Source organism: Myxosarcina sp. GI1(2024) (assembly GCF_053543375.1).
Genome location: NZ_JBKGTY010000008.1, coordinates 110,378 through 130,580, shown reverse-complemented (window position 1 = coordinate 130,580; position 20,203 = coordinate 110,378). Strand labels below are relative to the sequence as shown.

The 20,203-nt window shown below is 43.0% G+C and carries 26 protein-coding genes and 1 pseudogene; 18 read left to right on the top strand and 9 right to left on the bottom strand.

The features are described 5' to 3' along the window. Nucleotides 1-8: 8 nt before the first annotated feature. Nucleotides 9-296: a hypothetical protein gene (locus ACLFKQ_RS23545; protein ID WP_449002134.1), complete on the top strand. Its 288-nt coding sequence runs from the start codon at nt 9-11 to the stop codon at nt 294-296. A gap of 79 nt (nt 297-375) precedes the next feature. On the opposite strand, the gene ACLFKQ_RS23540 is transcribed toward ACLFKQ_RS23545, so the two are convergent. After that, on the bottom strand, nt 376-612 hold the full coding sequence (locus ACLFKQ_RS23540; RefSeq protein ID WP_449002133.1) for a hypothetical protein: 237 nt from the start codon (nt 610-612) through the stop codon (nt 376-378). Nucleotides 613-788: 176 nt separating this feature from the next. On the opposite strand from ACLFKQ_RS23540, the gene ACLFKQ_RS23535 reads away from it, so the two are divergent. The 10 genes from ACLFKQ_RS23535 to ACLFKQ_RS23490 all read left to right on the top strand — a co-directional run bounded on the left by ACLFKQ_RS23535 (nt 789) and on the right by ACLFKQ_RS23490 (nt 9,956). Next, nucleotides 789-1,196 (top strand): hypothetical protein, encoded by a 408-nt coding sequence (locus tag ACLFKQ_RS23535; RefSeq protein ID WP_449002132.1) that lies wholly within the window; start codon nt 789-791, stop codon nt 1,194-1,196. An 88-nt stretch (nt 1,197-1,284) separates the two neighbouring features. Next, nucleotides 1,285-1,530 (top strand): hypothetical protein, encoded by a 246-nt coding sequence (locus tag ACLFKQ_RS23530; protein ID WP_449002131.1) that lies wholly within the window; start codon nt 1,285-1,287, stop codon nt 1,528-1,530. Nucleotides 1,531-1,859: 329 nt separating this feature from the next. Then, on the top strand, nt 1,860-2,492 hold the full coding sequence (locus ACLFKQ_RS23525; protein WP_449002247.1) for a recombinase family protein: 633 nt from the start codon (nt 1,860-1,862) through the stop codon (nt 2,490-2,492). A gap of 11 nt (nt 2,493-2,503) precedes the next feature. After that, nucleotides 2,504-4,114, top strand: a complete 1,611-nt coding sequence (locus ACLFKQ_RS23520) for an IS481 family transposase (protein WP_449002246.1) — start codon at nt 2,504-2,506, stop codon at nt 4,112-4,114. Nucleotides 4,115-4,127: 13 nt separating this feature from the next. Then, the gene (locus ACLFKQ_RS23515) at nt 4,128-5,099 is read left to right on the top strand and encodes an AAA family ATPase (protein ID WP_449002130.1); all 972 of its coding nucleotides are present in this window, start codon (nt 4,128-4,130) and stop codon (nt 5,097-5,099) included. Nucleotides 5,100-5,673: 574 nt separating this feature from the next. After that, nucleotides 5,674-6,333: a hypothetical protein gene (locus tag ACLFKQ_RS23510; RefSeq protein ID WP_449002129.1), complete on the top strand. Its 660-nt coding sequence runs from the start codon at nt 5,674-5,676 to the stop codon at nt 6,331-6,333. Next, nucleotides 6,330-6,818 carry a hypothetical protein gene (locus ACLFKQ_RS23505; RefSeq protein ID WP_449002128.1) on the top strand — a complete coding sequence of 163 codons (489 nt, stop codon included), beginning with the start codon at nt 6,330-6,332 and terminating at the stop codon, nt 6,816-6,818. Before ACLFKQ_RS23510 ends, ACLFKQ_RS23505 begins: the two co-directional genes overlap by 4 nt. A gap of 75 nt (nt 6,819-6,893) precedes the next feature. After that, nucleotides 6,894-7,697: a DNA cytosine methyltransferase gene (locus ACLFKQ_RS23500; protein ID WP_449002127.1), complete on the top strand. Its 804-nt coding sequence runs from the start codon at nt 6,894-6,896 to the stop codon at nt 7,695-7,697. After that, entirely contained in the window at nt 7,669-8,502 is an 834-nt protein-coding gene (locus ACLFKQ_RS23495; protein WP_449002245.1) for a hypothetical protein, read from the top strand. The genes ACLFKQ_RS23500 and ACLFKQ_RS23495 overlap by 29 nt, the downstream gene beginning before the upstream one ends. A gap of 50 nt (nt 8,503-8,552) precedes the next feature. Beyond that, the gene (locus ACLFKQ_RS23490) at nt 8,553-9,956 is read left to right on the top strand and encodes a cytochrome P450 (RefSeq protein WP_449002126.1); all 1,404 of its coding nucleotides are present in this window, start codon (nt 8,553-8,555) and stop codon (nt 9,954-9,956) included. Between the two features lie 99 nt (nt 9,957-10,055). Here the strand turns inward: ACLFKQ_RS23490 and ACLFKQ_RS23485 are convergent, their stop codons facing one another. Both ACLFKQ_RS23485 and ACLFKQ_RS23480 read right to left on the bottom strand, forming a co-directional pair. Next, on the bottom strand, nt 10,056-10,289 hold the full coding sequence (locus ACLFKQ_RS23485) for a hypothetical protein (RefSeq protein ID WP_449002125.1): 234 nt from the start codon (nt 10,287-10,289) through the stop codon (nt 10,056-10,058). 97 nt (nt 10,290-10,386) lie between these two features. Next, nucleotides 10,387-10,692 (bottom strand): hypothetical protein, encoded by a 306-nt coding sequence (locus ACLFKQ_RS23480; RefSeq protein WP_449002124.1) that lies wholly within the window; start codon nt 10,690-10,692, stop codon nt 10,387-10,389. Here ACLFKQ_RS23480 and ACLFKQ_RS23475 point away from each other — a divergent pair. After that, a protein-coding gene (locus ACLFKQ_RS23475) for an IS5 family transposase (RefSeq protein ID WP_448998612.1) occupies nt 10,691-11,445 on the top strand; the annotation gives its coding sequence in 2 pieces (ribosomal slippage) (nt 10,691-11,011 and nt 11,014-11,445; 753 coding nt in all). The genes ACLFKQ_RS23480 and ACLFKQ_RS23475 overlap by 2 nt on opposite strands. Before the next feature lie 147 nt (nt 11,446-11,592). Here the strand turns inward: ACLFKQ_RS23475 and recD2 are convergent. Continuing rightward, entirely contained in the window at nt 11,593-13,875 is a 2,283-nt protein-coding gene (recD2, locus tag ACLFKQ_RS23470; RefSeq protein ID WP_449002123.1) for an SF1B family DNA helicase RecD2, read from the bottom strand. Nucleotides 13,876-13,967: 92 nt separating this feature from the next. Here recD2 and ACLFKQ_RS23465 point away from each other — a divergent pair, with 92 nt between their 5' ends. Continuing rightward, nucleotides 13,968-14,324, top strand: a complete 357-nt coding sequence (locus ACLFKQ_RS23465; protein WP_449002122.1) for a hypothetical protein — start codon at nt 13,968-13,970, stop codon at nt 14,322-14,324. A gap of 31 nt (nt 14,325-14,355) precedes the next feature. Here the strand turns inward: ACLFKQ_RS23465 and ACLFKQ_RS23460 are convergent, their stop codons facing one another. Then, nucleotides 14,356-14,700, bottom strand: coding sequence for a DOPA 4,5-dioxygenase family protein (locus ACLFKQ_RS23460; RefSeq protein ID WP_449002121.1), 345 nt, complete (start codon nt 14,698-14,700; stop codon nt 14,356-14,358). Between the two features lie 241 nt (nt 14,701-14,941). Here ACLFKQ_RS23460 and ACLFKQ_RS23455 point away from each other — a divergent pair, with 241 nt between their 5' ends. Next, complete coding sequence (locus ACLFKQ_RS23455) at nt 14,942-15,166, top strand: hypothetical protein (protein ID WP_449002120.1); 225 nt, start codon at nt 14,942-14,944, stop codon at nt 15,164-15,166. Between the two features lie 71 nt (nt 15,167-15,237). Here ACLFKQ_RS23455 and ACLFKQ_RS23450 read toward each other — a convergent pair whose 3' ends face one another. The 4 genes and pseudogenes from ACLFKQ_RS23450 to ACLFKQ_RS23435 form a co-directional block, all read right to left on the bottom strand. Continuing rightward, nucleotides 15,238-15,516, bottom strand: coding sequence for a hypothetical protein (locus tag ACLFKQ_RS23450; RefSeq protein WP_449002119.1), 279 nt, complete (start codon nt 15,514-15,516; stop codon nt 15,238-15,240). A gap of 58 nt (nt 15,517-15,574) precedes the next feature. Continuing rightward, nucleotides 15,575-16,030: a DUF1810 domain-containing protein gene (locus ACLFKQ_RS23445; protein WP_449002118.1), complete on the bottom strand. Its 456-nt coding sequence runs from the start codon at nt 16,028-16,030 to the stop codon at nt 15,575-15,577. A gap of 50 nt (nt 16,031-16,080) precedes the next feature. Then, nucleotides 16,081-16,434, bottom strand: coding sequence for a CopG family transcriptional regulator (locus ACLFKQ_RS23440; protein ID WP_449002117.1), 354 nt, complete (start codon nt 16,432-16,434; stop codon nt 16,081-16,083). Continuing rightward, nucleotides 16,431-17,082: pseudogene (locus ACLFKQ_RS23435) on the bottom strand (AAA family ATPase). The gene ACLFKQ_RS23440 and the pseudogene ACLFKQ_RS23435 overlap by 4 nt, the downstream one beginning before the upstream one ends. Nucleotides 17,083-17,555: 473 nt before the next feature. On the opposite strand from ACLFKQ_RS23435, the gene ACLFKQ_RS23430 reads away from it, so the two are divergent. From ACLFKQ_RS23430 to ACLFKQ_RS23415, 4 genes are all read left to right on the top strand, one after another. Further along, a complete protein-coding gene (locus tag ACLFKQ_RS23430) occupies nt 17,556-18,110 on the top strand; it encodes a hypothetical protein (protein ID WP_449002116.1) in 555 nt (184 codons plus the stop codon). Between the two features lie 122 nt (nt 18,111-18,232). Beyond that, entirely contained in the window at nt 18,233-18,913 is a 681-nt protein-coding gene (locus ACLFKQ_RS23425) for a hypothetical protein (protein WP_449002244.1), read from the top strand. Then, nucleotides 18,910-19,155 carry a hypothetical protein gene (locus tag ACLFKQ_RS23420; RefSeq protein WP_449002115.1) on the top strand — a complete coding sequence of 82 codons (246 nt, stop codon included), beginning with the start codon at nt 18,910-18,912 and terminating at the stop codon, nt 19,153-19,155. The genes ACLFKQ_RS23425 and ACLFKQ_RS23420 overlap by 4 nt, the downstream gene beginning before the upstream one ends. After that, nucleotides 19,152-20,195 carry a metal-dependent hydrolase gene (locus ACLFKQ_RS23415; RefSeq protein WP_449002114.1) on the top strand — a complete coding sequence of 348 codons (1,044 nt, stop codon included), beginning with the start codon at nt 19,152-19,154 and terminating at the stop codon, nt 20,193-20,195. The genes ACLFKQ_RS23420 and ACLFKQ_RS23415 overlap by 4 nt, the downstream gene beginning before the upstream one ends. The last annotated feature ends 8 nt before the right edge of the window (nt 20,196-20,203 follow it).

The window sequence follows — 20,203 nt, the reverse complement described above, 5'->3', positions numbered from 1 at the left end:
TTCTTCATTTGTGGATTTTAGCGATTGGCTCTGCCAGTGCGCTAATCGCGATCGCCTGTCCTCCCGCTTCGCCCGTGTCGCGGTTATCAGTTGACGATCGCCCTTGTCTGGTTGTCTGCGCTCCACCAGCTTCGCGCTTCTTTATTGGGGTCGCCCGTCTCGCTGACGCTCTACAGGCTATAGCTGTCTCGCTAAACGCTCGGTTTTTACGCTCACTCCGCATCAAGAAAGCATTTTATCATTTCCGCTTCGCTCCAATGATGATGCTGTTCTTGGGTGCTACGTTTGCTCTTTAGGGGAGAAAGAAGAAAGAGAAAGAGAGAGAGAGAGGAGAGAAAGGGTATCTCTGCTGTTTCTACGATTTATACAAGCATTTCAAGCTTTTTTTTTCTCTTTTTGAGGGGAAATATTTTCTTTATTTTCTTTTTCCGATTCCACAATTGAAGCGATCGCCTGACGCACTTCCTCTTGCCAATCAGGAACTTGCTTGATCTGTTCGTATAGTGATGGGGGTAATCTCAAAGTCATCTTTGCCGAACATGGCTCATTCCATTGGTATTTCTGCTTAAAGCCGTATTTGACAATATCTGGATTGCCTCCAGGTCGCGGCATCTTCTTATCTCCTTATCTTTCTTTTACTATAGCATGAAGACATATTATAAACTTATGTTGCAATCGGTTGTCTATAATGTGACGACATATTATAATAGAGTCAGTTAAATTCAAGAGCCGAGGCTTCCCTGGAAAAGAACAACCTCGGCTCAACCCCTAACAAAGAGGTACTTATCATGTTAAACGATTCAGTTTTAAAAGTTTCCCCAAAGGGAAGCTTCAAAGTTACGCAACTCTGCCAAAACGTGGCTATCTGCGAAACCACCAAAGAAGACCGTCACAATTGGGGCAATGCCACCAAAACCGAGCCAGCCTTTCTGGTTTATCTAGGCTGTAGCGAAGCAGAAATATCTGGATATCTCAAAACCATCAACACCTTTTATCGCTGTTCTTGGAGCGAGATTAGAAAACCCAAATATCTCAAAAACTTTGAAGCTGAAATTAAAGTGCGCGGGATGAAACGCTACGCCGACTCCCATGCTTTTGGGTTGGATTATTTAGTCGAATCTGAAACAGCCAAACAGATCGGCTGCAATTCAGACGAATACGAGTACTACACCACAGGCTACCAGCCGCGCTGGTAAGCACGGCTGGCGCGAGAGGTATGGTGAATCTCTCGCGCCATCGTAATTAATCGCTAAAAAATCCAGTAATTTACCCTAGATTAGCCAAATGAATCATAAATCCGAGCGATACACTATCTGTCTTGATGATTGTCTCGAAGACATCGCCGAAAACTTTATCTATGCAGAAAGCGAATACAGTCACGTTCCCTCATTCGTTTTAGTTCCCCTGATGTTTGAAGCTGTAAACGATTTGATTGACGATTTCTCAACCAATCCAGAGAAATATATAGGCGATCGCTTGCGAGCAAAGATCGACGAAACTGTGAGGGAATACCTAGCTGTAACGGACTGAAATTATAATCACTTCGACCCGAAATTATCGGTGTTTTCAGCCCACATTAAATGAAACTATAATTTCGCTTCGACCCAGATTATTTGAAACTGAGACCAGATTAACTGAAACTAAACTGAAATTATAAATCTCGACCCACAATAACTGAAAACAAGCTGTATGTCTTTTCAATTCTATTATTCAGCCTGTGTCAATAACGATGCTCGCTAAGTGTTTGAGTTATATGTTGGTTTTAGCCAAACATCTATGCGCCAAAATCATGGTTTAATTAAATTTATAACTGTTTGATTTAATTCAATTAGCTGTTTTCTCAAACAGCCGTGCCCAAAGTGGTCATATACGCCTATTTGAGAGTTTCCACCAACCAACAAGACGTTGACAATCAGCGTCATGGAATTCTCGAATATGCCAATCACTCAAGCCTGGGTCACTTAGAGTTTGTTTCCGATTCGGTATCGGGTCAAAAGAGATGGCGCGAGCGCGAATTGGGAAAATTGCTAACTGAGACTGCTTCGGCAGGGGATACGATTATCTTTGCCGAAATCAGTCGCATGGCTCGTTCTACCCTACAGGTACTGGAAATTCTCGAATGCTGTATGCAGCAAGGGCTTTCCGTTCATATTGCTAAACAGAGAATGGTTCTAGACGATCAATTGCCTAGTCGCATTACAGCTACAGTGCTAGGTTTAGCAGCCGAAATCGAACGAGAACTGATTTCTTTAAGAACTACCGAAGCCCTAGCCAAACGCAGGGCAGCAGGGAAAACATTAGGCAGACCCCCAGGCAGACAATCGGCTTCGCTCAAGCTAGATGCCAGAGAGCAAGAGATTCGGATGTATCTGGCTAAAGGAATTAGTAAACGCTCCATTGCTAAGTTAGTCGATTGCGCCCCTTCCACCCTCTACTACTGGTTAAAGAGACACCAGTTATTGAAGTCCAATCACTATCAGTCAGGAACATGAGGCGCAGAGGTATTCCCATAGAAACGTTAATGGAACTGCGTAACTCCTTGAGTCTACTTCCACCACGCAGTAAAGAGCGTCGCATCCTAGTTGAAGAAACGGCTGGGTTATATAGTGTCTCTACAGTAACTATTTATCGGGCCTTAAAAGAATACATAACTCCCAAATCAGTCCGTCGTGCCGATTACGGACAACCGCGAGTTATGCCCAAACAAACCTTACTGCGGTACTGTGAAATTATTGCTGCCCTGAAGGTGAGAACGAGCAACGGTCAGGGTCGTCATCTCTCCACCGTACAGGCAATTAGATTGCTAGAAGAACATGGAATTAATACCGAAGACGGACATCTGCAAGCACCGTCGGGGTTACTCAAAAAAACTACCGTCAATCGCTATCTCAAACAGTGGGGATACGACAAAGAGAGATTATCCCGTCAACCACCTGCGGTTCGTTTTGAAGCCGAATACAGCAACCAATGCTGGCACTTCGATTTAAGTTCTTCTGACCTCAAGCGTCTAAAAAATTCTGTTGAGTTAGAACCAGGTCGCGGCAAGCCATTATTGATGCTGTACAGCGTTGTTGATGACCGCAGTGGAATAGCCTATCAGGAATACCATGAAGTTTATGGGGAAGAAGTAGGAGCAGCGTTAAAGTTTCTGTTTAATGCCATGTCTGCCAAGACCACAGAGGGGTTTCCTTTTCAAGGAATTCCCAAAATGCTCTACCTAGATAACGGTCCAATTAGTCGCAGTCGAGTATTTCAGAAAGTAATGAATTATTTTGGGGTTGAGGTACGCACCCATGTACCCGAAGGAAAAGATGGTAGACGAGTTACGGCTCGTGCCAAAGGAAAAGTCGAGCGACCGTTTCGCACCGTTAAAGAAATGCACGAAACTCTCTATCATCTCCACGAACCAGAAACCATTGCCGAAGCCAATACTTGGTTAATGCAGTTTCTCCTTCACTACAACAGACAATCCCATCGGCGGGAGTCTCATTCGAGGATGGAAGATTGGCTCTCTAATCTCGAACGAGAAGGCATTAGAGAAATGTGCAGTTGGGAGAGATTTTGTACCTTTGCCCGAGAACCAGAACAAAGGAAGGTGGGAATTGACGCTCGCGTAACTGTAGATGGAGTTGCCTATGAAGTAGAACCAGACTTAGCGGGAGAAAAAGTAATTCTCTGGTGGGGTTTATTTGACAGCGAATTGTATGTCGAACATCAATCGACTCGTTATAGTCCTTATGCACCCATCGGTAAACCTATCCCACTTGATAGCTACCGCAGTTTTAAGAAAACCCCAACTCAAAAAAGAAGCGAGCGCATTGAGGCTTTAGCCAAGCAATTGACTTTACCCGATTCTGCCCTTAGTACGGTCAAGTTACCAGTCATCAAAGATAACTTAATTCCCTTCCCCGTTCAGTCTTTTGTTGACCCAGATCCTTTTGAAGAACTGGAGTTTAAGAACGTTATCGCTGCCAAAGTAGCGATCGCCGATTATTTGCTCAAACCCCTGGCTAAACTCACTCCAGAACAGATAGCAACTGTAGACTCCATTCTCTCAAAAACCCTCAACAAAAAGGGAGTTATGAGGGAAATCAAGGATTATTTTAGTCATTAAGGAGGAGTGGGTTATGTTCAGCGAGGTCATGAATTTCTTTGGTTTGGAGCAAGAATTAGACCATCTAGGGTTTTTTGCTACCGAAGCTCAAACTCATTTGGAACAAGAAATTAGCAAAATTATTACTCAGGGAAGATTAATTGCTCTTTCTGGCATAGTTGGTTCTGGTAAGACTACCTTTTTACAACGTTTGATAGCAGATTTAGGCAAAGCCAAGGAGATCCTCGTTTCTCGTTCTTTAGCTGTAGAATCCGACCGAGTTAGCCTATCTACTCTAATTACAGCTTTGTTTTACGATTTATCAACCGAAAAAGATTTCAAAGTACCCACCCAACCCGAAAAAAGAGAACGAAGGCTGCTGGAATTAATTAAAAAGTGTCAGCGAACTGTAGTGTTATTTGTTGACGATGCTCACGGATTGCACCATCGCACCTTAATCGGTCTCAAAAGGTTGATTGAATTGGTGCGTCACAATGGCGGAAAACTCAGTGTAGTTTTGGCAGGACATCCCAAACTTAAAAATGATCTCAGAAGACCAACCTTAGAAGAAATTGGCGGTCGAGCTAATGTCTTTGCCCTTGAGGGAATTCGGGGTCATCAAGAAGAGTATATTCAGTGGGTTCTTTCCAAAGCGACGAAAAACAAACTTCAACCTACAGATTTATTAACAGAAGATGCCATTTCTTTTCTGGGAGAGCGTTTATCTACACCGCTACAAATCGAGCAGTATTTGTCTCTGGCATTTGAGCAGGCGTATCGGTTGGGAGTTAAACCAGTGACCACGGAAATCATTGAGTCAGTTCTGGCTGTGGGATTAGATGACCTCGAACCTAGCTTGATTCGCCACGGTTACAATGCTAAAGCCTTAGCAGAATTGTTGAATGTCAGGACAACGGAGGTGCGTTCGTTTTTACACGGTCAACTACCACCAGGACGCACTCAAGATATAAGAGACCAAATGCTCAAGATTGGTATTCCTTTGTAAAATTATAGTTTCAATTATTGTGGGTCGAAAGTTATAATTTCAGTTTAGTTTCAGTTAATCTGGTCTCAGTTTCGGATAATCTGGGTCGAAGCGAAATTATAGTTTCATTTAATGTGGGCTGAAAACACCGATAATTTCGGGTCGAAGTGATTATAATTTCAGTCCGTTACACCTAGCAACAGCATAAATTGATTCGTCATGTGTGCGACACAGTGAATTTTTGAGGACGCGAGTGCGTCACTTGCAGGCGCACTTTAAGCTGTCCGTTTCCCTCCTGAAGTAAGGAAAACGAAAAACTCTGAACTCGGTGAGAGAAAAAAAACGCGCCCATGACACCCCCACACTCAAACTTTATCCACGAAATTAGACGTAAATTCAAAGAAATAAAAACAATGGCTAGAAAATCAAACTCATTCAGTGTATTTGGTTCTGTTTATCTAAGTTAGAAGGAGCGCGTCTCAACTGGAGTTCCGAAAACAGCAACTTTGACAACCTCGATCGCTTACAATCCCTCAAGGCTGCTATTACTGGCGAACCACTGGATTTAGAACGCAAAGGTGTTGACGAACGTCCAATGATGTTATCTACAGTTTTCTTGTTCAACATCAACGAAGTTCCCAACCTCAAAGCAGCATTAGAAGCAATGAAGTCTCGCTGGGCGGTACTGAGCTTTAACAAAACTTACAAAATTGGTGCAGACCCAACCAAAGGAGAAATTGAAGCTGACAGTCGTTTCCGCTACGACCCTGCTTTCCTCAAAGAGAAAGTTTGTCCTGCCCTGCTCAATAAAATGTTAGATGCTCTGGCTACTTTAGCCGTAGATGGGATTGATTACAGTTGCACCGAAGAGGCATTACAGGACATTCAAAACGAAACCAACCACCTTTGGGCGTTCGCTCGCGATGTGGGATTGGAGTATCGAACGGGAGGAAGAATTTATATTAATGACCTCTGGGAAAGGCTAAGGGAATGGTATATCGCCAACGGTACTTTAGAAATTATCAATGACGGTGGGAAACAGAAAGTTATTTGGCATGACCAGCCTCGACGCGGAGATAAAAATGTCAAAGCCTCAAACCAAGTTTATCAAAGGTTTGCCGAATTATTTCCCAAAATCAAGAAGTTTAAAAACAACGATGCTAGTGAAGGGGTTGAGCGTAAAGGTCAATTCTATTTGAGTGACATTGCTATTGGAGAAGCAAAAGAGAAGCAATCGGAGAAGCTAGAACCTTGACACAGAGCCAAGGAGAAGCAAGAGAAGCAATTTCCTCTAGGTTGGCGGAGATTTTAAAAATGACACGAGAATTATCCGTCGTCGAAAAACAGCAGTTGGTTTCAGTACTCTCACAGATTGACCGCCACATCATCCCACACTCAGCGCGTAGCGCACCTGACACACACCGCTCGCCAAACAAAGAAACAGCAATTTCTTCTCAAAATCCCAACGAAGTAGCTTCAACTGCTTCTCTTGCTTCTCCACTAGACACAGAGAGGCTTACAGCTTCTCCAACTGCTTCTCTAACTGCTTCTCCTGCTTCTCCATCTCTTGAAATAGGTTCTCGCGTAGCTAACAACAATCCAAATAATAAGTCCTATAACTGGCACGGCACTATTGTTGGATTTAGTAAGGCGGGAGCTGATGTCCGTTGGCAGGAACGCCGAGGCATGAGGGGTGGAGAAATTCTGTGGCATCGCCTTTCTGAGTTGCGATTACTGTAATTCGACGGGAATTTTATAAATAAGGACAAGGAGGGTTTTCCTTATGAACTGTCCTATTAATGGAGACTACGAGCCATGCTCAGACACCTCGATCTCTTCAGCGGAATCGGCGGATTCTCCCTCGCAGCCAAGAAACTCGGAGGTATACGAACAACTCAGTTTGTGGAAATCAATCCCGATGCACAAACAGTCTTGCGATCGCACTTCCCAAACATTCCCATCCATTCCGACATCAGGGACTACCAGCCAGAACCAGGAGCATTCGACCTCATTACAATGGGATTCCCCTGCACGGGCACGAGCAACGCAGGAACTAGGACAGGACTCCAGCATCCAGCTTCATCTCTTTGGCGAGAGGGACTTAGATGCCTTATTGAAGCTCAACCCCGCTTCTGTGTTATCGAGCAACCTGAAGGAATTATCAGACGAGGACTTCGAGCTATTCTTGGCGGACTCAGCTTGGCAGGATATTCAACGGAAATTGAGTATGTCTCGGCAGCAGAGCTTGGAGCGGGTCATCAGAGACTCAGACTGTTTATCGTTTCCTACCCTGACGAGCAACGTATCCTCTACCAGCAGACCCGCTGGTCAAACCAAATGCGAGAAATGGTTCAAAGACAACGGGTTAATTCCCAATGGTTCACAGTTAGGAACACAGGCGATCGCCTTAACAATGGGCTTTCCGTCGAGTTGGTTCGAGGATCTAAGTCAACCAAACTCCAATCAGACGAATACACTGAGCCAAGCAACACCCCAGGCAGAATCAGAGCCAGATACCTGGCAGGAAGAACCGTTACACCAGGACAAGCAGCGATCGCTCTGCGAAGAGTCCTCTACCTCTCAGAAATTACTGGGGGGAGAAAAATTCCTAGGGCTTAAATATGATGTCGAGCATTTATCAAATGACAAACCTTTTTCCATCCCCTGCGTTATCAAACAGCCCAAGCGAACCGAACTCAAAGGAATTATTCAGAAATATTTAGGCGATCGCTTTCTTGTAAATGTAGGTGATGAAACAATCTCTGTCTCTAAGCTGTTTGTCTATCCAAACTTTAGTGCAAGTGTCGGACAAACTGAGAATAACCCTAGGAAAAACTTAACCCCCAGTACAAACAGCCCTAGGAAAGTAAGACGAAAAAGAGGACAAGGGAACGGTTCCGTATATTACCGAACCGTAACTAAGAACGGTAAAGAGTATACGGAAGCTTATTATCACTGGCAAGAGAACGGTAAAAAGCGGACTAAGTACATTCCCAAAAGGTTACTAACTAGGGTCGAAGAGGCAGAATCACTCAAGTTTCCAGTTAGTGACATCCTGGTTTTACTAGTGGGTAAAGAGAAAAGCCCTAGGAAAAGTTCTGACACAAAGAGCGATCGCCCTGATGATTTTGGTAGTGAAAAAGTGATGGACGCTTCTGTCAAAAACCCTAGGAAAATTACACCCACTAGTAAAAAACGCAGAGATAAAGGTAAGGGTAGCGGTTGGATTCAGTGCAAACCTATAAAGCGATGTGGGAAGGAGTACCAGCAGTATTGGTATCATTATGAGGAGTGGCGGGAAGGCGATCGCCTGACGAAAAAGTCACGTTATATTCCCAAGCGTTTACTAGCAAGGGTAGAGAAGATGGAGGCGGAGAAATTGCCAGTGAGGGAAATATTGGTAGTGTTGGGAGTGAAGGGGTAAATCAGAATCTTATTTAATTCAAGTTGGCAAGATTGGTGAGGTGAAATTGTATGGAGCAGCAAAAGGGTGAAATAACAATTATCTCGGATGAACAAGCTCCATTAGCAGGAACAACTACGCCACCAAGACGAGGAAAGTGGTATGACACATTTAATTACATTGCTAATCCCGAACGATTTTGTCAGCGAAACTTAGAGAAGTACGGAGCGATTTTTAACACAGATGTTTTTGGCGGTACGACCATCTTTGTTGGTTCATCTAGGGCAATTCAAATGGTCTTTAATGGAGACTCGAAATATACCGAAATTGCCTTACCAGACACCACGATGGAGATGTTTGGCGAATACAGTCTGTTTCAACGGCCCGATTTACACAGAGAACGGAAAAGTGCCTTAAAGCCTGGACTTACTGGTCAGATGTTGTCAGGATACATACCTCGGATTAATGAAACCATTATCAATGGTATGAGTAATTGGGCTAATGGAAAAATTGCACTCTATCCAGCAGTCGAGAAAATTAGTTTTGAGATACTCGTTCCTTTGTTGTTAGGAGTTAACTTAGATGAGGCTAACCCCAAAAATTTTGAGGGATTGCCTCGATCGAGCTCTCATGAACTAAAATCTCTTTACAAAACTTATTTTGATGGTTTCTATGGCTTATTAAAATGGAAATCTCCTTTAACAGCCTACGGCAGAGGATTGAAGGCAAGGGAAAAATTGCTCTCGTTTATGCGAGCAGTTATTCAGAAACGGCGAGCATCCCAGGAAGAAATTGACCCCAAAGCCGATTTCCTCTCGATGATGCTGGCTAGTCAACAGCAAAACCCCGACGGAATTTTCAGTGATGCTCTGATGGAAAACCAATGTCTGTTGCAGCTCTGGGCATCTCACTATGAAATTTCTGGACTTGTATCTTCTTTAATCTATCAGCTAGGAAAATTCCCCCAGCTCTTGGCTAAATTAAGGTCTAAGCAGGCAAAGATAGTGGATGAACCAAGTAACTCGAAGAGCTTTTCAGCGGAGCAGTTGAAGCAAATGAGCTTTTTAGAAGCAGTAATTAAAGAGACTTTGCGAACCTTGCCTCCTAGCTCTACAGCTCGTCGTCGTCTGACCAAATCCGTAATCCTAGATGGAATGCTTTACGCTAAGGGCTGTACTATTATTGCCGAACCACGATTGGCACACATCATGCCAGAACACTTTCACCATCCAGAGCTGTTTGAGCCAGAGCGTTTTCTCTCTCCTCGAAATGAAGGAAAGATGTACGAGTTTATTCCTTTTGGTGGTGGCGTACACGCCTGCTTGGGAGCGCAGATGGCTATGATAATTACGAAGATATTTGCTTCTCATTTAATTTATTTGTTTGACTGGCAACTGACGGGTGAAGCTTCTTTCGTGCAGTTTCCTCTGAAGAAAATCAAAAATAGTTACCAAATTATTCTTCAAAAGCGTTAAATCGATTGCCACTTCAACCAAATGCTGTGGGTAATCTGGTAGAACACGGGCAAGAGAGAGCCGAGCGAGCGCTTTGGCTCTTGCAACTAACTCCGACTTTTACCCCTGAGAACACCAGGGAGATAAATATTCAATTCTAGCTAGCTGGATTAACTTCTTAATTTGCTCGTTATTACAGCCATAGTTATCTGCTAGCATTTGTTCGGCTTGGCTAGAGGCTGCAGATGCAGACGTAGCAAAAGTTGTTAGTTCTTCATCTTGATTGCCAGTCACGCTTTCAACTGAAACGATGCAACTGTAGAGCGGTTCATCTCTTCTAGGTTCTCGTACCATCTCCCTTGTCTCCCTTGTCTCCCTTGATATCTATTAATCTAACACGTGCGATCGCCCGATTCTCGACCACAGGCGATCACGAGTTGTTCACCAATTCTCAAGCAGCCGTTGATTGATTGTCGGGCTTGGCTTCTTCCTTTTTCTTCTTCTCAAACACCTGTAATCCTGCCCCTTCCAGTTCAATTACCCCATCGGTAGAAACGCTTTTAATCTTTCCAGAGAGGGCACCCACCCATTCCTCATATTCATCCATCTTAGCTACCTGTTTTTTCAAAGTTTTGCGGTTAACTTCGGCTTTGACGATAACGTTGTTTTCTCCTTGAATCTCTAGGTTCTGTTGACGTAAAGAGGCAAAGATGAGAAAGTACCTGAAGTTGCTGATTTTAGTCAAAAAATTCTTCATGAAATCTCGTGTTAAGTTGGACGATTCTGCTTGGCAGCAAATTTTCGTTGTTCTGAGCCACCAACAAGACATCCGTATCAAAGACCCCAAAGCTTGTCGTCGTTTTCTGAATGCGGTTCTCTGGATTACTCGCACAGGTGCTCAATGGCGTGAATTACCCAAACGTTTTGGCAACTGGAACAGCCTCTACAAACGATATCGGCGTTGGTGTCAGAAGGGAGTTTGGCATCGTCTCTTGCAAGAAATGTCCCACTCTGCTGACTTAGAAAGTTTAATTCCCGATAGCACCATGATTCGTGCTCATCCCTGTGCAGCAGGAGCAAAAGGGGGTCAGAAAAACACTCTTTAGGAGGTTCTTGTGGCGGATTTAGTACCAAGTTACATGCTGTGGTAGATGCGTTGGGCAATCCGCTGCGGTTGCTTCTGACTCCAGGGCAAACCGCCGATATCAGTCAAGGAGAGGCATTGGTGGCTGGTTATCGAGCTCAACAGGTAATTGCCGATAAAGGCTATGATTGTGATGCTTTTGTGGTCTTGATTGAGGAAACTGGTGCTCAAGGCGTGATTCCGCCTCGTTCTGGTCGCCTCAACCCTAGAGATTACGATTCACATCTGTACAAGGAGCGACATCTAGTTGAGTGCTTTTTTAACAAACTTAAATACTATCGTCGCGTTTTCAGCCGTTTTGACAAAACTGACGAATGTTATTTGGGATTTGCCGAATTTGCTTCGGCTTTAATTTGGTTGCGTTAATTGTGTCAACAGAACCTAAAGTTACTTTTTTTCCCTCAGTGGGTAAGTCGGGTTTCTCAGTAAACTTAATAGTAATTTCGGGAATTCTGCCAGTTATCATGATGGTTGAATGTTAATTTCTACTAAATTTAGGCTACCTTCGGTTGGCTATAGATACCTGTAAATTTTAGGTTCATTTAGGGATATTGGCGCTCGAGCGTGGTAACTTTCATCTTTTCTCTTTGCAGTAGCGGTAACTAACCTTTTCTTCAACCTTGTATATCTTTGCTGCTGCTTGACTTGTTTGACTGCTATGGCGATCGCCTTCTCCGAACCCACAATCAACGCCAGCTTCTTAGCTCTAGTTAATCCCGTGTAAAACAAGTTACGTGAGAGCATGACGTAGTGTTGGGTATACAGAGGTAGGATAACTACAGGATATTCACTTCCTTGAGATTTATGGATGCTTGTCGCCCAAGCTAAAGTAATTTCATTCAGGTCGGCATAGTCATAAGTTACATCCCTGCCATCGAAATTGATAGTGACTTCCTTCTCGGTTTTATCAATTGCCCTGACTATTCCCAAATCCCCATTAAACACTTCTTTGTTGTAGTCGTTCTTTAGCTGCATAACGCGATCGCCCGTCCTGAGAATACTATCTCCTCTAACTAACTCGGCTTTACCTTCGGCGGGAGGATTGATTAACTGTTGTAGCACCTTGTTTAAGTTACGAGTCCCCACCAAACCTCTAGTCATGGGACACAATACCTGAACATCAGTAGCAGCATTGAAACCAGCTTTGGGAATGTAGTGTTCGATGAGATCGCAGATAGTCTGTACGCCATGTTCTGGTTCTGTGCCTCCCGAATGCCAGAGACAGTCAGCAGTAGCCTTCATCGCTACTGGTTCTAGTTTGGGTATGCGACCGTTGTTAATTTGATGAGCAGTTCTAACGATCGCACTTTCGGCAGCCTGTCTGAACACCTGAGTTAGACGGACGACGGGGATTTGTTGGGAAGCGATTAAATCTCTGAGGACATTGCCAGGACCAACACTGGGTAGTTGATCGATGTCGCCCACCATCAGTAGCAAAGCATTTTTAGGTATGGCTTTAAGCAGCGAGTGAGCCATAAATAGATCGGCCATGCTGCATTCATCCACTACTAGGGCATCGCACTCTAAAGGATTATCGGCATCGCGTTTAAAGTTCATGATACTGGGGTCGAATTCAAGCAAACGGTGTAAAGTCTTAGCCTCAATTCCCGTCATCTCTGTTAGTCTTTTAGCTGCCCTACCAGTGGGCGCACCTGCTACAATCTTTTTACCCATTGCTTTCCAGAGCTTGACGATGGTGTTAACTGAAAAGGTTTTACCAGTGCCAGGACCACCAGTTAGAATCAGCACTCTTTCTCTCGCTGCCGTTTCTACAGCTTGGTATTGTTGAGAGGATAAGATGATGTTGCGAGATTTGGTAAAGCGATCGATCCAGCTTTTGACGCGATCGCTATCTACATCATGTTTGGTTTCTAGCTTCTGCTTTAAAAGTTTGGCTAGATGCTGTTCGGAGTGATAGAAACTTGGTTTGTAGTAAAGGATTTCTTCGTCTACTTCTTTAATTAGTTGGTCCTCTCTCACCATCTCTGAGAGAATAAGTGCGATCGCACTCTCTTCTGCTTGGTGTTCGTCTGTCGTCAGTAACTCTTTAGCGAAGGGAATAATCTGACTTTCTGGTAAATAACAGTGTCCGTCTTCCGATGCTTTACTCAGAACATGGAGAACACCAGCACGATAGCGAAACTTAGACCAGGGCGACACGCCTACTTTGACCGCAATCTTATCGGCAGTGAGAAAGCCAATGCCGAAGATATCGATCGCCAGTTGATAGGGATTGGTCGTGACTGTAGCGATCGCACTATCCCCATACTGCTTATATATTTTCACGGCATAAGTAGTAGAGACACCATGACTGGAGAGGAAGATCATCACCTCTTTAATCGATTTCTGTTCCTCCCAGGTACTTTGAATCATGGCGATGCGCTTTTTAGCAATACCTGGAACTTCACTCAGACGGTGGATTTGGTTCTCGATGATGTCTAATGTATCCAGCCCAAAGTGCTTGACTATTCTTTTAGCTGTTACGGGTCCCACTCCCTTAATCAACCCACTACCCAAATATTTCTCAATTCCTGTCAGCGTTGCTGGTTTGGTTTCTTTATACTTGACTACCTCAAACTGCGAACCATATTGAGGGTGTTCCTTCCAAGTGCCCTGTAGCTTTAGGGTCTGTCCTGCCTGAAGATTGGCGAAGCTGCCGACGACGGTAATTAACTGTTTGACATTGTCCGTGTTCAACCGCGCTACTGTATATCCCGACTCTTCGGAGTGAAAGGTGATTCTCTCAATAACTCCAGTTAGTGTAGATAGAGGTGTGGTAGTGGCAGGTGATGTCATGAAACGTTTGTTCTAACCTCAAACTCAATAGTTAGTGTAGCAGCGCGGTTTCATAATTGTTGGAATAAATTTAGTTTTATCTTGGCTTTTATTTGGCAAAATACTACTTAGCTATCGCTAGTAGAGAAAAAGTCATGGAGATCACCGAAAATATAGTTTTAGCAACTGCTTTGCTTTGGGTCGTTTGGCAAGTGCTTTCCTTAAGAAATATGGCACTAAATGGCGGTAGTATTGTTCCACCTGCAATTACATCTCTAATAATTTTTACTGTCTTCGTAGCTTTAGTTATAGCTTTTCAAGTTTCTGCCCTTAATTTAATTTGGCTTTTTATCCTCAGTTTGTTATTAGGATTTGTCGCGATTATTTTTCCAGTAGGACAAAAAATTGCTATGGGATTTTTAGCGATTCTTGCTATGACAGGAAAGAGTAAAGAGGAAACTGAAGATTGAGCGATCGCATTAAGTCAGAATTTGCCATTTACTATTTAAACACATCCAGCTTTAAAGCCTGTGGTTCTCCCATCCATGAAGCATAAGCGGTATGGTCTTTTAGGTCATTACCAGATAGAGGATGAATCAAAATTGTCAGACCGTTTCTGTTTAATGCCAGCCAAGTCAATAAATCTGTATGTTGGCTACGATTAAAAGCTAACTGACAACTCCAGCAGGGATGAGGACCGATCGCTCTGTGGTGCATCCGACCAACCGTTACCCCAAATCTTTTACCAGCTTCCTCACATAAAGCTTTGGCTGGCTCTACGGTCGATTCATCGAAATAGACATGGGCGTGGTACTTTTCAATCGAACTGGTGTCCTGAAATTCCATTTTTAATTCTCTCTTAGCAGTCGTGGTCTACGGAACTAGGCGCGATTGCGCTCCGCGCACTGGCAGAGCCAATCGCACTTGTCTAAGTGTTAATGTTCTGTTTGATTTTAGAGTCCAAGCCGATGGGTATACAGAAAAATTGTTATTTTCTGTATCTTTAACTACTTTTAACCTCTCTATTCATCAAAATCGCATAACATGATCTTATAGTTGTTCTTTAGTTAATCCAGCAGCACGAATTATGTCTACTCAAGATGAAACTCGGAAATTGATGGCAAAAGAAAGACAGCATAGGGAACATTTGAAAGAAAATATCTTAGGTCGTACCGTCGAAGAAGTTAAAGCTCATATAAAAAACGAAATAACCGACGAGCAAGCCAGAGAATTAATAGCTCGCGAACGGCGACATGACCAACATCTTAAAGAAAATATGTCAGGTCGTGCCACAGAAGAATTTAACAAGTAGCTTCATGCCGACATCGAAAAGTTGCTACTATGTGGTTTGAGGAATAATATTGGTTGAAGAATTTAGGAGAATTAGAGCGGATCGCCTAAAAACTCGATGCGATTGCTCATCTCTTCTATTGCAGCTTGCCAACGCTCAAGTTTTGTCGAACTAGGAATCTCGTAACCTTCACATTCCCGTAGTTCCTCGTCAGCTTCCAGATATCTTTGCTCGAAATCGTCTAATTTTCCTCTGATTAGTTCTAGTTTTTCAGTGAGTTCCAAGATACTGTCTGATAGCTCTAGTACAGGATATAGTTCTTCTGGATATTCGAGTTCGTCTTCTAAATCAAAATCATTATTATTAATCATGGCTTTATTAAGTACTTAAATATTTACTGCATTAATTACTGCATTGCTTAATTATTTATTACTTGAGCTTGTTTAATAGTTGGAGTGTCTTCTCATCTCGTTCGCCTTGAAAATACTTATTGATAACACGGATAAATATAGGCTCTGCTGCCACTTCGGAAAATAGCGTCATTGAAGATTTAAGCTTGAGATCGTCAGGGTAGCCAAAGATTTGTGAAACTGTTTTTCCTTCTACATCAAGAACTGCTTCTGCACATTCTCTTAATCGCGCACCGAGAACGGGATGATTCAGATAGGCGCTCACTTCTTCTCGACTCTTGATGGCGTAATATTTTGAAGTTGTACTATGGGCTAATCCATCAAGCTGCGGAAATATGTACCACATCCAATGGGAACGCTTACGACCATTTTTTAACTCTGCCAAAGCGCGATCGCATACTCCTTCTTGTGCGCTGATAAAACGATTTAAGTTAAAAGGATCGTTGAAGTGAGGTTTGTTGCTTGTTTCGACCATATGTAAATGCTTATTAACTGCGTTACTTAAATAATTACTGCATTAAATAATTACTCATTTATATTCTCAAGTGCATCATCAAGTAACATCCTGACGATATCGGCTTTACTCCTACCAGTTTTGGCAGCCAAGATCGAGAGCTTGCGGTGAACTGACTCTCTCAGATCGATGGTAAAACGTTTAGTTCCTTCTTTGGCTTCTACCTGTAGTTTTTGCATTAAACTTGATTCCTTTTTTGGTTTCTCTGTAACTGGCTGTTCTTCTATGGGTGGTGTAGGAGTTGCTTCCTCTGTTTCTAACTCAACGTCTGGTGTTGGTGCTGCTCCCGTTTGAGGTTTGTCGCTGCCGTAGACAAATTCGTTGGCTAGAGAATCATCGAGTGACTTTCTTGGTTTTTTGGTCATGGTAGTTGTTTGAGCATTTCAATAAACAATTTCTCGTATTCGGATGCCGACTCACTGGCTGGTCGTCCAGGTAAGTCCCAGACCGTTGCCGACTGACCTGATGTGTCGGCGATCGCCTGCTTTTGATGGATTACCGTATCGAGTAAAGTTGCTCCTGGATTCTTAGCCAGTAGCGCGATCGCTTCATCCTTTAATTTCGTTCCTTTGACTGCCCGACTGAGAAACATCACCGCTTTAGGTAGTCCTCCTCTAACTGACTGAGCCTGTTTGACCAAACGCATAGCATCAGAAGCCGAACGCAGATCCACTCCAGTAGGCTGTACGGGAATAAAAGCCAAATCCGACCTGAACAAAATCGCTCTGGTAGCTTCAGATAAACTAGCAGGTCCATCGTACAACTGCATAGTCATAACGGCACGCTAGTTCTGGTATTTGCTCTAACAAGTCATCGGGAGTACCAATTACCTTTACTGGAATCTCAACATCTTCCATCCCTTCGACCCATAGCGAACTCGACCGTTGACTGTCGGCATCAATTAACAATGTCTTTTGTTTCTTTTTCCTTATCAGCCAATAAGCTAAATGTACGGAGGTAGTGGACTTGGACACCCCGCCTTTTTGATTCACTAACGATATGACCTGTCCCATAAACAGCATTTACGTAATTACTGCATAACTCACTGCATTATTGCATTACTTAAATGAATTTGTAATTAAATTAATACTTAAAAAATAACAGCTTTACTTGATTGAGTAATAAAACATGGCAGTAAATATTTGATTGAATAAGTAAACAAATGACCAAGGCAATACTTGTTTGAATACTGAAGATTGACTGAAAAATGAGTTTGACAAAATTTATGTTAAACGTTGCTAAATTAAGGGTTTTATCCCTTTAACTCACATCTACCTCAGACCGCCAGCTAAAAATTATGCTGCGATCGATACTCGAAATTGACAATCGCATCATCTATAGTTTGTAGTCATACAAAAATAATCATGTCCTTTCGGGGCTATTCTGGGGTTCGGTAGCGAATTCTGTGACGTGAATCATAAAAATTTATTTGCCTCGTCCATATTATGTACATAGAAAAAAAGTTTTTTTAAGGTATTTCGGCACCATGACCCAGAATTCTGCACCTAATAACATCATCCGTCCCGACGAGCGGATGGAAGAACTAGGTATTAAAAAAGATGCCTACTACAAAGACCTAAACTATCTAGAGATCGCTCCAGAGAAAGATTCTGAGGGTAAGGTATATCTCACAAACGAACAAGCAGATGCAATTAGAGCTTTAAGAAATCACGTTAATGAAACAGGAAAGCGTCAGGGATTTGATAGTAGTTCAATTGTTAGAGTTGATGATAGTAATGAAATAGTTTCTAATAATAACGAACCTGAAGAAGATATATACATTAATCGCCAAAAACCTACAGACAAAATTAATTTCGATCTGGTCAGAGAAGCAGAAGAATTAGCCGCTCGTGGTATGGCAATGAACGACCTGATTAAGATTCAGTTAGCTTCTCAAATGAGTTTTGATGACTTGTCCCCAGACTTACAAGAAAAAGTAAACATTGCCCGTGAGGTGGCTAACCCAAAGTTTACGCCAGCAGAGATTGCCAAGCAGCTTCTAGCCCAACACCGCCAGCAAAAAGCCCAGGCGCAAGGGTAAGTTACAGAGATGACGATACCTTTAATAAGGTATGTAGTGCGATCGCTGCTGGTAATTCGATAATTGTTTTGGGTGAAGCTGGTACGGGTAAAACCGATCTGGCTGTAGCCGTTCATGAGGAAATGAGTAATGAATATCAAAGTGCGATCGCTACCTATAAAGGAAGTTTGAAAAAGTTCTTTATCGCAATCGCCATGCAGTTAGATTGTCCGACAGAAGACGAGCGAGATAAGCCGATGACTGTAGATGCTCTCAAAGAAGAAATACTAGAAAACAGTGGTGAAGATACTTTACTTATTTTCCCCGAAGCTAAGAGATTAACTACCTCGATTAGATACTGGTTGGAGGATATGATTGCTGCTGGTGCGAGAGTAGTTTGTTTTGCCGTCGCCAATCCTGGTAAAGATATCTTCCTCGATATGCTAGAAATTGAGTTAGAATTGCCGAGCGATCGCCATATTAGAGAGGTGATGGCAGCAGAAGCTCAGAAACAGGGGCTACAGATAAGTAAATCTCGCCTAGCAGAACTGCAACCTCTAGCTGGACGTAACCCAATGCTGGCGAGGAAGATTATCAAGAATGAAGCTTTGGGAATCAAGCAAGATAAACCCGAACATACTCAATACGTGGTGATTATGCCCATAATCATTGCTGCACTGATGGCTTTTGGTATCGTGCGGTTTGTGGGGATGGGAACTGGGAATAAAGGGTTGTATATTACTGGTGGTGTTTGTTTGGTTACAGGTATGGCGTTGAAGCAGTTAGGAAGCGTGAGAGGGGCGAGGAAGAGATTAGGACAATGACAGCAATGTGGCTCGATAAATCTGAAATGCCTTATTTGTGGGAGGTTATTTGGTCTGAATTAGCTTCACGAGAAGGCGATCGTGTATGTGAAAATCAGGGTGAAATCTGGCAGTACATGGGCAGCAAATTAGAAAACGATAGAGTAATTCATACATTTCGCCATCGTTATCATCCAAAAACTTTAAATCGTCAATACCTTCATATAACAACTGACTTTACAGGAGTGGTGATTAAACAATGATGAGTATTACCCACGCCGCGATCGCAGTAGCTGGAACATCCCTAATCCTTGGAACTGCCGAACCTTTACCCTTGGGACTAGCCATCATTGGCTCACAAATCCCTGACATCGACACCACTACTAGCACCATCGGTAAAATCTTCTTTCCCATTAGCAGTTGGATAGAAGACAGATTTCCCCATAGAAGTATTACTCATTCACTCTTAGCAACAGGAGCGATCGCCCTTCTTAGTTTACTAGGGGGTTACTTTTTGCGCTTAAAAACCTTGGCATTTATCGCCCTACCGTTGGGTCATCTTTTAGCCTGTTTCTCAGACACATTTACCAAACAGGGAGTGCAGTTGTTTTACCCAGAACCAGCTTGGGTAATTAGTGTTAGTAATCCCCGACGGAGACTTAAGACTGGTGGTGCTGGAGAATTATGGGTTTTAGGTATCGCCATCGCCCTTCTGTGTTTGGGAATCTACTTGGCTAATGGTGGGGGTATAACTCAGAAAGTCAGTCAGAATCTTGGTTTGAGAGACGGCATTATCAAAGTCTATAACGAGAATGCTAGTACTAACAAAGTCTATGCGAATATTCAAGGTTTCTGGTCGAGCGATCGCACTAGTGCCGATGGTAAATATTTAATTCTTGGCAACGAGGGTAGAAAGTTTGTAGTTACTGATGGCAAAGGGGTTTATAAAACTGGAGAGCAGATAATTACTAGCAAAGTTACAACCGCCGTTGGGGAAACTGCCACGACTAAAATAATAAATCTTACCTTTAATGATGAAGATGCTGTAGCTCCATTAGAAGAATTACGTGCGGCTTATCCCGATGCTGATATCTATTTAAATGGAGAACTGATTATAGATTTTCCCGAAGATGTGAAGATAGCGATCGAGCCAAATCAAATGGTTACAGCTTCTCTGAGTGGGAGTAGGATTAAGTTTAGTTATTGTAGTTTGGAACGGGCGATCGCGCTATTGAGAGAGCAGTATGCGATCGGGACTGTAGAGACAAAGATTGTTGTATCCGAACCAAACGATAAAAACTAATAAATTCA

Excerpts from the sequence above, each read along its gene's own strand:
- ACLFKQ_RS23540 (WP_449002133.1), bottom strand. The coding sequence starts at position 612 with ATGCCGCGACCTGGAGGCAATCCAGATATTGTCAAATACGGCTTTAAG.
- ACLFKQ_RS23535 (WP_449002132.1), top strand. The coding sequence starts at position 789 with ATGTTAAACGATTCAGTTTTAAAAGTTTCCCCAAAGGGAAGCTTCAAA.
- ACLFKQ_RS23530 (WP_449002131.1), top strand. The coding sequence starts at position 1,285 with ATGAATCATAAATCCGAGCGATACACTATCTGTCTTGATGATTGTCTC.
- ACLFKQ_RS23515 (WP_449002130.1), top strand. The coding sequence starts at position 4,128 with ATGTTCAGCGAGGTCATGAATTTCTTTGGTTTGGAGCAAGAATTAGAC.
- ACLFKQ_RS23510 (WP_449002129.1), top strand. The coding sequence starts at position 5,674 with ATGATGTTATCTACAGTTTTCTTGTTCAACATCAACGAAGTTCCCAAC.
- ACLFKQ_RS23500 (WP_449002127.1), top strand. The coding sequence starts at position 6,894 with ATGCTCAGACACCTCGATCTCTTCAGCGGAATCGGCGGATTCTCCCTC.
- ACLFKQ_RS23490 (WP_449002126.1), top strand. The coding sequence starts at position 8,553 with ATGGAGCAGCAAAAGGGTGAAATAACAATTATCTCGGATGAACAAGCT.
- ACLFKQ_RS23485 (WP_449002125.1), bottom strand. The coding sequence starts at position 10,289 with ATGGTACGAGAACCTAGAAGAGATGAACCGCTCTACAGTTGCATCGTT.
- ACLFKQ_RS23480 (WP_449002124.1), bottom strand. The coding sequence starts at position 10,692 with ATGAAGAATTTTTTGACTAAAATCAGCAACTTCAGGTACTTTCTCATC.
- recD2 (WP_449002123.1), bottom strand. The coding sequence starts at position 13,875 with ATGACATCACCTGCCACTACCACACCTCTATCTACACTAACTGGAGTT.
- ACLFKQ_RS23460 (WP_449002121.1), bottom strand. The coding sequence starts at position 14,700 with ATGGAATTTCAGGACACCAGTTCGATTGAAAAGTACCACGCCCATGTC.
- ACLFKQ_RS23455 (WP_449002120.1), top strand. The coding sequence starts at position 14,942 with ATGTCTACTCAAGATGAAACTCGGAAATTGATGGCAAAAGAAAGACAG.
- ACLFKQ_RS23450 (WP_449002119.1), bottom strand. The coding sequence starts at position 15,516 with ATGATTAATAATAATGATTTTGATTTAGAAGACGAACTCGAATATCCA.
- ACLFKQ_RS23445 (WP_449002118.1), bottom strand. The coding sequence starts at position 16,030 with ATGGTCGAAACAAGCAACAAACCTCACTTCAACGATCCTTTTAACTTA.
- ACLFKQ_RS23440 (WP_449002117.1), bottom strand. The coding sequence starts at position 16,434 with ATGACCAAAAAACCAAGAAAGTCACTCGATGATTCTCTAGCCAACGAA.
- ACLFKQ_RS23430 (WP_449002116.1), top strand. The coding sequence starts at position 17,556 with ATGACCCAGAATTCTGCACCTAATAACATCATCCGTCCCGACGAGCGG.
- ACLFKQ_RS23425 (WP_449002244.1), top strand. The coding sequence starts at position 18,233 with ATGAGTAATGAATATCAAAGTGCGATCGCTACCTATAAAGGAAGTTTG.
- ACLFKQ_RS23420 (WP_449002115.1), top strand. The coding sequence starts at position 18,910 with ATGACAGCAATGTGGCTCGATAAATCTGAAATGCCTTATTTGTGGGAG.
- ACLFKQ_RS23415 (WP_449002114.1), top strand. The coding sequence starts at position 19,152 with ATGATGAGTATTACCCACGCCGCGATCGCAGTAGCTGGAACATCCCTA.